The organism is Phocaeicola barnesiae DSM 18169 = JCM 13652 (genome assembly GCF_000374585.1).
GTDB lineage: Bacteria > Bacteroidota > Bacteroidia > Bacteroidales > Bacteroidaceae > Phocaeicola > Phocaeicola barnesiae.
This window is the reverse complement of record NZ_KB894649.1, coordinates 143,413-156,319: the sequence shown is the minus strand read 5'-3', so window position 1 is coordinate 156,319 and position 12,907 is coordinate 143,413. Positions and strand designations below refer to the sequence as shown.

Annotated in this window: 8 protein-coding genes and 1 pseudogene; 5 read left to right on the top strand and 4 right to left on the bottom strand. The window is 44.5% G+C overall.

Annotation, left to right across the window (positions count from 1 at the left end; translation table 11 throughout):
- Positions 1–290 precede the first annotated feature (290 nt).
- Genes C510_RS0108800 through C510_RS0108790 form a run of 3 tightly spaced genes read left to right on the top strand, consistent with a single transcriptional unit; the run spans position 291 to position 4,901 of the window.
- Positions 291–2,234, top strand: coding sequence for a glycogen debranching enzyme N-terminal domain-containing protein (locus tag C510_RS0108800; RefSeq protein ID WP_018710977.1), 1,944 nt, complete (start codon positions 291–293; stop codon positions 2,232–2,234).
- A 14-nt stretch (positions 2,235–2,248) separates the two neighbouring features.
- Positions 2,249–3,520, top strand: a complete 1,272-nt coding sequence (locus tag C510_RS0108795; protein WP_018710976.1) for a glycosyltransferase family 4 protein — start codon at positions 2,249–2,251, stop codon at positions 3,518–3,520.
- 19 nt (positions 3,521–3,539) lie between these two features.
- Positions 3,540–4,901, top strand: coding sequence for a glycoside hydrolase family 57 protein (locus C510_RS0108790; protein WP_018710975.1), 1,362 nt, complete (start codon positions 3,540–3,542; stop codon positions 4,899–4,901).
- A 256-nt stretch (positions 4,902–5,157) separates the two neighbouring features.
- Here C510_RS0108790 and C510_RS0108785 read toward each other — a convergent pair whose 3' ends face one another.
- Complete coding sequence (locus C510_RS0108785) at positions 5,158–6,543, bottom strand: DUF4270 domain-containing protein (protein WP_018710974.1); 1,386 nt, start codon at positions 6,541–6,543, stop codon at positions 5,158–5,160.
- Positions 6,544–6,565: 22 nt separating this feature from the next.
- Positions 6,566–7,391: pseudogene (locus tag C510_RS16345) on the bottom strand (glycogen/starch synthase).
- Between the two features lie 266 nt (positions 7,392–7,657).
- Between C510_RS16345 and panC the strand changes: the two are divergent.
- Both panC and panD read left to right on the top strand, forming a co-directional pair.
- The gene (panC, locus tag C510_RS0108775; RefSeq protein WP_018710973.1) at positions 7,658–8,503 is read left to right on the top strand and encodes a pantoate--beta-alanine ligase; all 846 of its coding nucleotides are present in this window, start codon (positions 7,658–7,660) and stop codon (positions 8,501–8,503) included.
- A 5-nt stretch (positions 8,504–8,508) separates the two neighbouring features.
- The gene (gene panD / locus C510_RS0108770) at positions 8,509–8,859 is read left to right on the top strand and encodes an aspartate 1-decarboxylase (protein ID WP_025892383.1); all 351 of its coding nucleotides are present in this window, start codon (positions 8,509–8,511) and stop codon (positions 8,857–8,859) included.
- A gap of 104 nt (positions 8,860–8,963) precedes the next feature.
- On the opposite strand, the gene C510_RS0108765 is transcribed toward panD, so the two are convergent.
- Both C510_RS0108765 and C510_RS0108760 read right to left on the bottom strand, forming a co-directional pair.
- The gene (locus C510_RS0108765; protein ID WP_018710971.1) at positions 8,964–10,961 is read right to left on the bottom strand and encodes a fructose-bisphosphatase class III; all 1,998 of its coding nucleotides are present in this window, start codon (positions 10,959–10,961) and stop codon (positions 8,964–8,966) included.
- Positions 10,962–10,992: 31 nt separating this feature from the next.
- Positions 10,993–12,654: a putative transporter gene (locus C510_RS0108760; RefSeq protein WP_018710970.1), complete on the bottom strand. Its 1,662-nt coding sequence runs from the start codon at positions 12,652–12,654 to the stop codon at positions 10,993–10,995.
- Positions 12,655–12,907 lie beyond the last annotated feature (253 nt).

The window sequence follows — 12,907 nt, the reverse complement described above, 5'->3', positions numbered from 1 at the left end:
TTCTATACTTTCATCTCGAAATATGTATCTTGAATAGTATCAAGTTTTTGAATCACGCTTTGGTGAATTTGGGAGTGGATTGGGTTGAAAAACATTTTCTGGAATTATGTTATGTAACATGAATTTAATGATAAAATTTATTTTCTTACGGTTATATAGCATTTTTTTAAATATTTCTTGGAAAAAAGTTGTTTTTCATTTTGTAATCATTATTTAATTACTAATTTTGAGGTGAAATAGAAATAACATTTTAGATAACGAAATCTAAGTATAACCTTAAAATAACAACTATGAGTTATTTACGATTTGATAAGACTCTGTTGACCAACTTGGAAGAATCACTTCCACGTGAGATTCTTCGGACCAACCGTTCGGGAGCTTACCACAGCTCTACAATAGTAGATTGTAACACTCGCAAATACCATGGCTTGTTAGTCATTCCTATTCCGGAATTGGATGACGAGAACCATGTGTTGCTTTCTTCTTTGGACGAAACGGTAATCCAGCACGGGGCAGAGTTTAATTTGGGACTGCACAAATATCACGGAGACAATTACAGCCCGCGTGGCCATAAATACATCCGTGAATTTGAGTGTGAGAAATTGCCTACAACTTTGTACCGTGTAGGTGGGGTAATCCTGAAGAAGGAGAAATTGTTTGTACATCATGAAAATCGTATCCTGATCCGTTACACACTGGTAGATGCGCATTCGGATACGATCTTGCGGCTCCGTCCGTATCTGGCATTCCGTAGCGTACGTCAGTATACACATGAGAATTCTCAGGCCAGCCGTCGTTATGATGTAGTAGAGAACGGTATCAAGACATGTATGTATCCGGGATATCCGGAACTTTACATGCAGTTGAGCAAAGAGAATGAGTTCAACTTCTGTCCGGATTGGTATAGAGGCATCGAGTATCCGAAAGAACAGGAGCGTGGGTATGACTTCAACGAAGATTTGTATGTACCGGGTTATTTTGAAGTGCATATCCAGAAAGGTGAATCTGTCATCTTCTCGGGTGGTGTTTCTTCCATCGATTGTGGAACACTGAATGAACTATTCGACAATGAGGCATCTCGTCGTATTCCACGTGACAATTTCAAGCATTGTTTGATTAACTCGGCACATCAGTTCCTGAACAAGCAGGGAGACGATTTGTATGTGCTGGCAGGTTATCCGTGGTTCAAATGCCGTGCACGTGATATGTTCATTTCATTGCCAGGTCTTACCTTGTCTATTGGGGAAGTAGACAAATTCAAACAATTCATGCAGACTGCAGTGAAAGCTATCAATGCATTCATCAACGACGAACCGTGTGACCTGAAGATTTATGAAATGGAACATCCGGATGTCCTGTTGTGGGCTATCTGGACTATCCAGCAGTATGCCAAGATGGTTTCCCGGGAAAATGCCAAACATGAATACGGACAGCTGTTGTACGATATCCTTTGCTATTTGACCACAAACAAACATCCGAACCTGGAGGTTCATGGAAACGGCTTGATTTACACGAATGGTCGTGAAAAAGCTGTTACGTGGATGAACTCTACAGTGAATGGCCGACCTGTGATTCCGCGTACCGGCTATATCGTTGAATTCAATGCTTTGTGGTACAATGATTTGAAATTCGTTGGTGACTTGTTGTCAGAAGACGGTTCTAATGACTGGACCGACAAGATTCAGGCGTTGGCTGAAAAAGCCGGAAAAGCATTCGTGGATACATTCCTGAATGAATATGGTTATCTGCTGGATTATGTAGATGGCGATATGATGGACTGGAGTGTTCGTCCGAACATGATTTTCACAGCCGCTTTCGATTATTCTCCGTTGGACGCAAAACAGAAGAAAGGCATTGTGGATATTGTCACCCGTGAATTGTTGACTCCGAAGGGACTCCGTTCGTTGAGCCCGAAGAGTGGCGGGTACAATCCGAACTATGTAGGACCGCAGATTCAGCGTGATTATGCTTACCATCAGGGTACAGCATGGCCATGGCTGGAAGGGTTCTATCTGGAAGCTTACCTGCGCCTGTATAAGCGTAGTGCCATTTCGTTTGTTGAACGTCAGTTGATCAATTATGAGGATGAAATGTCCAGCCACTGTATCAGTTCTATTCCTGAACTGTTCGATGGTAACCCACCGTTCAAGGGTAGAGGTGCCATTGCATTTGCGATGAATGTGGCTGAAATCCTGCGTACATTGAATTTATTGGAAAAATATGATAATCAATAAAAAGGAGGAATAGTATGAAAGTTTTAATGTTTGGTTGGGAATTTCCTCCTCATATTCTTGGAGGTTTAGGAACTGCCAGTTACGGTTTGACAAAAGGTATGTCGCAACAGGAAGATATGGAAATCACTTTCTGTATCCCGAAGCCTTGGGGCGATGAAGACCAGAGTTTCTTGAAAATCATCGGTATGAACAGTGTACCTATCGTTTGGCGGGATGTACAGTGGGATTACGTCAAGAGCCGGGTAGGACAGTATATGGACCCTCAGTTGTATTATGATTTGCGCGACCATATCTATGCCGATTTCAATTACATGCACACCAATGATTTGGGCTGTATGGAGTTTTCTGGCCGCTATCCGGATAATCTGCACGAAGAAATCAACAACTATTCAATCGTGGCAGGTGTCGTTGCCAGACAACAGGAATTTGACATTATCCACTCTCACGACTGGTTAACTTATCCGGCCGGTATCCATGCAAAACAGGTTTCCGGTAAACCGTTGGTTATTCACGTGCATGCAACAGACTTTGACCGTAGCCGCGGTAATGTGAATCCGACAGTCTATTCTATCGAGAAGAACGGTATGGATAATGCAGACTGTATCATGTGTGTAAGTGAACTGACTCGTCAGACAGTTATCCATAAGTATTATCAGGACCCTCGTAAGGTCTTTACCATGCACAATGCGGTATCTCCGTTGTCGAAGGAGATTGAGGAAATTGTTCCGAAAAAGAACCCGAAAGAGAAGATTGTTACTTTCCTGGGCCGTATTACCATGCAGAAAGGACCGGAGTATTTTGTTGAAGCAGCTGCCATGGTATTGAACCGTACCCGTAATATCCGTTTTGTAATGGCCGGTAGTGGCGATATGATGAATGCCATGATACGTCTGGCCGCAGAAAGAGGTATTGCAGACCGTTTCCACTTCCCGGGTTTCATGAAAGGGAAGCAGGTATACGAAGTGCTGAAGATGAGTGATGTGTACATCATGCCTTCTGTTTCTGAACCGTTCGGTATCTCTCCGTTGGAGGCCATGCAGTGCTGTGTTCCTACCATTATCTCTAAACAGTCCGGCTGTGCCGAGATTCTGGATAAGTGTATCAAGACTGATTATTGGGATATTCACGCCATGGCTGATGCCATCCATTCCATCTGTACCAACGATGCCTTGTATGAATACCTGAAGGTAGAAGGTAAGAAGGAAGTAGACGGTATTGTCTGGGAAAAGGTTGGACTGAAAGTTCGGGCGTTGTACGAACAGGTTCTTAAAAATTATGGTAAATAACAAATTATACTAAGTCGATATGAAAACAATTTGTCTTTATTTTGAAATACATCAAATCATACATCTGAGACGTTACCGCTTCTTCGAAATTGGATCGGATCACTATTACTATGATGACTATGCCAACGAACAGGGTATCAATGAAGTGGCAGAACGTTCATACATCCCCGCTCTGAGGACCTTGATTGAAATGGTTAAGGATAGCCAGGGTGCATTCAAGGTGGCTCTTTCCATTTCGGGCGTAGCTTTGGAACAGTTGGAAATCCACGCTCCGGCAGTTATCGAACTGTTGCAGGAATTGAATGCGACCGGTAACTGTGAATTCCTTTGCGAACCTTATTCTCACGGTCTGTCTGCTTTGGCTAATGAAGAATGCTTCCGCGAAGAAGTTGAACAGATGCGCCGGAAAGTGAAAGACTATTTCGGTCAGGAACCGAAAGTATTCCGTAATTCCAGCTTGATTTACGATAATGAAATCGGTGCTATCATTGCCAATATGGGCTTCAAGGGTGTATTGGTAGAAGGCGCTAAGCATGTATTGGGATGGAAGAGTCCGCATTACCTGTATCATTGCACCGAGAACCCGAACCTGAAGCTGCTGATGCGTGACTTCAAATTGTCTGACGATATCAGCCTGCGTTTCTCTAACAGCGAATGGAGCGAATATCCGTTGTTCGCAGATAAATACATCGACTGGATTGCTGCTATGCCTGAAAATGAACAGGTCATCAATATCTTCATGGAATTGTCTGCATTGGGTATGGCTCAGCCGTTGTCTTCCAATATTCTGGAATTCCTGAAAGCGTTGCCGGTATGTGCAAAACAGAAAGGTATTACTTTCTCTACTCCGACAGAAGTCGTTACCAAGCTGAAATCTGTCGATGCCATGGATGTTCCATATCCGATGTCATGGACAGACGAAGAAAGAGACATCAGCCCATGGTTAGGTAATGTGATGCAGCGTGAAGCTTTCAATAAGCTTTACAGTGTAGCAGAACGCGTATATCTGTGTACAGACCGTCGTATCAAGCAAGACTGGTATTACCTGCAGGCAAGTAACAACTTCCGTTTCATGACTACTAAACAGACAGGAGTGGGACTGAACCGTGGAATCTATGATTCTCCGTATGATGCCTTTACCAACTACATGAATATTCTGGGTGATTTCATTGCACGTGTCAACTCTTTGTATCCGGTAGATATGGATAACGAAGAATTGAGCTCATTGCTGACTACCATCAAGAATCAGGGTGAAGAACTTGTTCAGCTGAATGATGAAATCAAGAGTCTGCAGGAAGCGTTGAAGAAAGCAGAAGGTGATAAACCGGCTGCTGAGAAGAAGGCTACAAGCAAGAAGGCCTCCGGTAAAAAGTCAAAATAAGTAAGAAATAGGTTTCTATTAATTACAAACTGGTTAACACATCATTTCCCCATATCCGCAAGCGGGTATGGGGATTTTTTTTATCTGGTTTTAGTGACTGTTTTTAAAACATCCGGGTAGTTTTAACCGGGAATCCGGATGGGGTGTATGAATGTAAAACGGTCGTTCGTTTCAATCCAAACGAACGACCGTTCTATTAAAATATTATTTTCTGTTTGATGACAGCCTTCTGTATCAGGTCATTTTTCGGAGGTTGTCATTTCATTTGTGTAGGCTTGGTAATGATGACCTTGATGTTGAGTGGGTTCTCTTCTGTTCCTCTTACCAGGCGCGCTGAGTTGACCTCCATGTCATGTGAGATACTTACTACATTTTTTTCTGAATCCAGTTCTGTCGTGACAGGAATAAGGAGGATCTTATCCCAATCATCGTCTTTCTTTTCTTCGTTTCTGAGTTCACTGAAAATATAGCTTACCAGACGGTTCAGTTTACTGAAACTATAAGTATTGGTGTTGCTATCATACGAAGCAAGGAACGAAGTGATGTTATCGGCTACCTTATTATTCTCGAAAAACGATATCATCTCGCTCTTACGTACCAACAGCAAGTTGGAAGGGACACCCATCTTAAAAGGACCATCGTTTGACGATTTCATCTTTGTCAGTGACAGCGTGATGGAGTTAAGGGTATCTTTGCTCAATTCGTCATACATTGTCCGCAGGGGGAGTGTCACTTCCGTACACAGGCCTGCGGGTGTTTTCAGATACGTATAAGGTGCATCTTCTTTGACGAACTCTTTCAGCTTTTCTGAATTCTGCATGCGGGTAGACATGAATACCTCCTTGGATGCAGCAAACGGTACATACATGTAGACAAGGGAGTCTACCTTTCCCGAAACATTTCCCTTTGTGAGGTATTTGACTTTCATTCTCAGCCAGATGTCGCTGAGATAAAGTACCGAACCTTCTCCATGGGTGGTGTGGATATAGAATCCTTTCAGTACGTTGTTAATGAAAGCGTGTGCGTCGTCGAAATTCTTATGGTCGTTTTCTTCGTACTTGCGGGTCAGATAGTCACAAAAGTCTTTTCCTAGACTCATTGTAATGCTGTATGGGTCTTCTGCACTCTTGGTTGAATCCGCTGTAGCTACGTTGTATGCCGCATAGTCTTTTACAGCCAGTGGGGCAGCATTCTTGTTGTAGAAATCTTCCGGATTGAACGAAGTGTAGTACAATTGTTTGTCTTTACCGTTATCATTGATTGCTGTATTCAATGTATCTACCTGTACACGAAGAGTAGCCAACGAATCGCCATAATAGTTGTAATAATAGAGCTCCAGTGTGGTTTCTTCAATCCCTTGGAAAGTATCAGGGAATCGTTGCCCTTCTACACAGTTGATTTGTGTAATGAATTCTGCGGAATACTCCCCGAATTCCGGGTCGGTATATTTCCCCAGGTACGCACTGCTGGTACGTGAATAGATGGAATCCAGCAGATTGGTACGTGTCGTTACGTTATATGTTTCAGCAACGGCGGTTATTTCGTCTGCATTGGCTACGAAGTCACCGATGCCGGTGGTCGTATCATCACAGCTGTAGAGGGTAGCGGCAATTCCTAATGCTGCCAAGAACTTGAGTTTCATTGCTTGTCAATTTATGGGGTATTTATTTGTTTTCTGCATTTTCCCACACTTGGTCGTAGAATGGCATCGCATGCATCGGCAAATGTATCGGCAGGTTGATAGTCGAGAACCGGTATGTTCAGTTTACGGGCATAATCCAGAATATTCTGGTTGACCGTTTCACTGTTCTGGATAACACCGTCGGAGTAGGTGACGGCCAGTTTACACAATTCCTCGTAATTGACCGGAGTCTTTATCATGTTGATGTCTTCCGGAGTGATGTCTTTCAGCATCAGCTGGCTGGTAAAGTTATCGGCCAGATTGGATTTGAAGCCGTCACTGTATACAGAGAAAACAACTTTTGAATCTCTGAATGACGGTTCGTCATAGTACACTTTCTTGATATAGAGAGGTACCATGGCACTCATCCAGCCGTGGCAGTGTATAATATCCGGGCACCAACGGAGTTTTTTGACTGTTTCCAATACGCCTCTGGCATAGAAAATGGCACGTTCGCCGTTGTCTTCATATTCTTTGCCGTCTTCATCGGCTACCATTAACCGGTGCTGGAAATAATCATCATTATCAATAAAATATACCTGGCGTCGAGCTGCCTGAATGGATGCAACCTTGATAATCAGCGGATGATCTGTATCGTCGATAATCAGGTTCATGCCTGACAGACGAATTACTTCATGCAACTGGTTTCTTCGTTCATTTACATTGCCCCATTTCGGCATGAAGGTACGGATTTCGCAGCCTTTGTCTTGGATGGCCTGTGGTAAATCCTGGCCTATGGTGGCTAATTCACTTTCGGGTACGTAAGGAGTAATTTCTTGTGTAATGAATAAAACTTTTTTAGCGCTCATGTTATTTATAGTTGCTCAAAATCAGTTGCAAAGGTAATAAAAAATTGCCTATTCAAAAAATCTGCATTTCGATATTATTCCTTATAGTTTGTTAATGTATTGTGAAACAGTTTTTTATTGTTGAAGTTTCATGAATTCTGACAACGTAATTCTTACGAAAAGTATGCTATTTTTCCTTTTTCATTTCCTTATCTGATAAAAAAGGGTTTACTTTGCACCTGCTTTTGTGAGTAACAGGCAGAAAACAGTAAAAACAAAGATATCAAATGAAGTTAATTCAAACAATTGGTGAACTCCGTGCTGCTTTGGAAGTATGTCGGAAAGAGGGAAAGACGATTGGACTTGTCCCTACTATGGGCGCTTTACATGCAGGTCATGCTTCGTTGGTGAAACGTGCTGTAGCTGAAAATGATGTAGTCGTTGTAAGTGATTTTGTAAATCCTACTCAGTTCAATGACAAGAATGATTTATTGAAATATCCTCGTACCTTGGATGCCGACTGCGAATTGTTGGAATCCTGTGGGGCGACTTATGTATTTGCTCCTTCGGTGGAAGAAATTTATCCGGAACCGGATACACGTACATTCAGTTATGCACCGTTGGATACAGTAATGGAAGGCAAATACCGTCCGGGACATTTCAACGGCGTTTGTCAGATTGTAAGCAAACTGTTTCTGATTGTGGAGCCTACCCGTGCTTATTTCGGTGAAAAGGACTTCCAGCAGTTGGCCATTATCCGTGAGATGGTTCGGAAATATCCTTTTGACTTGCAGATAGTAGGTTGTCCGATCGTGCGTGAATCTGATGGTCTGGCATTGAGCAGCCGCAATGCACGCCTGAGTGAGGAGCAGCGTGGACAGGCTTTGCAGATTTCGAAGACTTTGTTTGAGAGCGTAGATTATGCAAAGACACATTCATTGGCAGAAACGAAACTTTATGTAGAGGAACGGATAGCTGCTTCTGAAGGATTGCGTCTGGAATATTTTGAAATCGTAGACGGTACGACGTTGCAGACTGTTGCGTCGTGGGATGACAGCTCGTATATTGTAGGCTGTATCACGGTATTCTGTGGCGAAGTGCGTCTGATTGACAACATTAAATATAAGGAGTAATGGCCATGATGATAGAAGTGTTGAAATCGAAAATTCATTGTGTGACCGTAACCGAAGCCAATCTGAATTACATGGGTAGTATTACCATCGATGAGGATTTGTTGGACGCAGCCAACATGATTGCCGGTGAAAAGGTACAGATTGTCGACAACAACAACGGGGAACGTTTTGAAACTTACATCATTAAAGGAGAACGCGGTAGCGGATGTATCTGCCTGAATGGTGCGGCCGCCCGTAAAGTGCAGGTAGGCGATGTAGTTATCATCATGTCCTATGCCCTGATGGATTTCGAGGAGGCCAAACAGTTTAAGCCGTCAGTCATTTTCCCGGACAAGGAGACCAACAAACTGGTGTAATTACTTCCCATCCAGGTATTATAGAATATAAGAAGAATCCTCCCAACGTGTTCTGTTACGGAATACGCTAGGAGGATTTCTATTTTTGTTCCTGAGGAATATTCTCAGGAGGCTTTTTCCTTGATGATGCCGGTACGATAGGCCACTAACAGCTTTTTCAGGTCTTCTATCTGAATGGACAGTTCACGTCCTTTATCTGTGTCCTTTACCATCATACGCTTGCTGCTCAGTTCGACAATTTGAGTGGTAGATTTGATATCCTGACCTTCCTCAATGGCTTTCTGGGTCGATGTAAAAGGCTCGTGCTGTACCAACTGGAACCCCCGGGAATGGTAGACCAGTGTGTAGCCGGCAATACCGGTTTCCGGCTGATAAGCCCGGGAGAATCCGCCGTCGATAACCATCAGTTTGCCGTTAGCCTTGATAGGCTTTTCACCTTTTACGGCTTTAACCGGTACGTGTCCGTTGATGATATGCCGGTGTTCGCCTTCCACTCCGAATTCATCCAGAATCATGTCGCAGATGTCTTCACGATCTCTCAGCGTATAATAGGCTCCTTTTACTTCTTTATGTGTACTCTTGTCGACCAGGAAATAGCGCTCGAATGTGGCCATCTTGCTCTTGTCGAAGGCTGGAGAGTCTTTTCCGCACCAGAGATACCAGATGTAATCGAGAGCAAAGGCTTTTTCATCATTGTCCTCTTCGGCGAAATAGGCGGTACGGATAAGCTGTCCCGTGCGGTTCAGCAATTCCTTGCCTTTGTATTTCCTACCCAGAATTTCCACTTCTTTCAGTGTTCCGTCTTCGTTCAGTGGCATGGAGGCATGGAACAGCAGGTTCGAGTTGCAGACATTGAACATACAGCCATAGCGGAACAGACATTTCATGTGTTTCCGCAGTTTTTCGCTCCGGGTAAATGAATAATGTAGCTTCTGTACGATTTCGGCTTCTTCTTCTGTCAGTCGATACGGATCTGCAGGGTCAATGGTCGGGAAGAAGCAGTCTCGCATTTCGTATTCTTGGCCGTCTAAGATAAATTTCTTCTTTTCAAAATCAATGTGATGCAGAAGCAGGCGGTCTTCCATGTGGAATTCCGGACGGCGGCGGATGATGTCAGCTTCCAGTTTGAACTGGATGATACTGATGGCCTTGTGCATCTGTCCCATCAGACGCAACGTCTTATTGTTGTATGGGTTGTTCTGTGGGTCTGTTTTAGGACCGAAGAATTCGCAGGGGTCGTCGGCGTAAGCCTCCATGGCAAAGGTGGCCAACGGGAGCAGGTTAATACCATAGCCATCTTCCAGGGCTGCCAGATTTCCGTATCGCATGGCCAGACGAAGGGCGTTGGCGATGCAGCAGTCATTTCCGGCAGCGGCACCCATCCAAAGAATATCATGGTTACCCCATTGGATATCGAAATTGTGGTAGTCACAAAGGGTATCCATGATGATGTGCGGGCCGGGACCACGGTCGAATATATCTCCTAAAATGTGCAGGGAATCGATGGTGAGTCGTTGTATCAGGTTACACAAGGCTATGATGAAATCATCGGCGCGGTGTGTATCGATAATGGTGCTGATGATGACATTGATATAAGCCTCTTTGTTCGGGTCCATGCTGCTTTCGTGGAGCAACTCCTGGATGATGTAGGAAAATTCGGCGGGCAATGCCTTGCGTACCTTCGAACGGGTATATTTGGAAGAGACGTTCTGACATACCCTTACCAGTTGGTTCAACGTAATGACATACCAATCTATCAGGTCGGTTTCCTTCTCTTTTACCAGTTGCAGTTTCTGTTCCGGATAGTAGATTAAGGTACAGATTTCCTTTTTTTCAGCTTCACGCAGGGTGTTCCCGAATAGCTCGTTGACTTTCCGCTTGATGGCACCTGAAGCGTTACGGAGCACATGCTGGAAGGCCTCGTATTCTCCGTGCAAGTCAGCCAGAAAGTGTTCGGTTCCTTTAGGAAGGTTCAGAATGGCTTCCAGGTTGATAATTTCGGTACTGGCAGCCGCTATGGTCGGAAATTTATGTGAAAGCAGTTCCAGGTATCGGAGGTCCTGCTCAATCATTTCGGTGGTTATCTGTTTGTAGATTTTCATTATATTATGTCAGTTAGAGGTTACAGTAATATCAGAGGAACAGCATCAGAATCAGTTGGGCGATGATTACTCGCAGGAACATGCCCAGCGGGTAAACGGTGGCATAACTGACAGCGGGATTGTCGTTTGGAATGATGTCGTTGGCATAGTTCAACGCCATCGGATTGGCCATACTTCCGCATAACATACCGCAAGTGTTTCCGAAGTCCAGGTGGCAGAGTCGCATTGCTACCAGTGCCATGATGAATACCGGTATGAAGGTAATCAGGAAGCCGAGGCCTACCCACAGCGCTCCTTCCGGCCGCATGACCGTTTCGAAGAAATGTCCGCCTGCATCCAGCCCCAGACAAGCCAGGTACAGAGAGAGACCGATGCCTCGCAGCATCAGGCTGGCGCTCCGTGTAGTGTAGGTCAGCAGGTGGAAGCGCGGACCATAGGCTCCAATCAGGATACCTACAACGATAGGACCTCCTGCCAGACCGAGTTTGACCGGTGAGCTGACTCCCGGTACTGCTATCGGAATGGAACCGACTATCAGTCCCAATACAATTCCTGTGAAAATGGAAGCCAGGTTCGGGTCTTTCAAGGTTTTGACGGTGTTGCCCAATACCTTTTCTACGTTATGGATAGCGGCAGCTTCTCCTACAACTGTCAGTCGGTCACCCAACTGTAGAACCAGTCCGGGAGTGGCAAGCAGTTGCACACCGCTACGGAGTACACGGCTGATATTGATGCCGTAGGTGTTCCGCAGGCGGAGAGAACCCAACTTCTTTCCATTGATTTCCGGACGGGAGATAATGATGTGTTTGGAAATGAGTTGGCTGTCTATGGCGTTCCAGTCGATGTCCTCCTTGTTCCAATCCCGGTTTTCCTGTTCACCGAACAGGATAGTCAAACTTGGAGCATCTTTTTCGGTGGTGATGACCAGAAGACGGTCATTTTCTCTTACAATCGTATCCGAAGTTGGAATACTCACGGTTCCATTATGCCACAAACGAGAGATGACAAACTTTGAATGACACAGTTTTGCTATATCTTGAACGCTCATGTTGAATACAGCCGGGTTATGTACCTGGAACGTTGCGATATAGGTGTGTTTAGGATCTTCGTGTTCGCGTTCTTCCAAATCTACCTTACGTACAAAGAACTTCCGGAGAAGGATAATGGCGAGGATGACTCCCAATACGCCTAGCGGATAAGTTACCGCACAGCTTAATGCCGCTCCACTGGTCGGTTCTCCCAACTGCTTCAGCGTCTGTTGGGCAGCACCCAGTGCGGGAGTGTTGGTTGTCGCTCCACATAGGATTCCTACCATATCGGGTAGAGAGACAGGGGTTACCATGCAGAGGCCTACGGTCATGAATGTACCCAATAGAATGACGCCCAGGCTGAGCAGGTTGAGTTGATACCCTCCTTTCTGGAAAGAGCTGAAGAAACCGGGGCCTACCTGCAGACCCAATGCGTAGACAAATAAAACCAATCCGAAACTTTCTGCATACGAAACGATTTGCGGATTGACGGAGAATCCCAGATGTCCGGCCAGGATACCCATGAAGAAAACGAAAGTTACTCCCAGCGAGATACCACATACATGGATCTTCCCCAGGGCTAGCCCGATGGCTGTAATCAATGACAAGATAACGACAGCTTGTAGGGCCGATTGCTCGAAGAATAAATTATATAGCCATTCCATATTGCAAAGATAGGGACTTTTCTATTTTTTGCAGGTTTTGCAGGCTGTATTTTTATGCGTTTATCATAGAAATATTTCTGAGGCTGCTTAGCCGTTATTTTCCGTACTTGCCTGTGATGTTTCGTATTGAATGGGAAGCCCAGATGTAAGTCACATGAAGATAGTAGTTTCCGACGAGAAAAATGATTGGGGGAGTTTTGCTTGAAAAGAAAGAACGGCTGGAGAAACAAACTTCTCCAGCCGTAATATAATA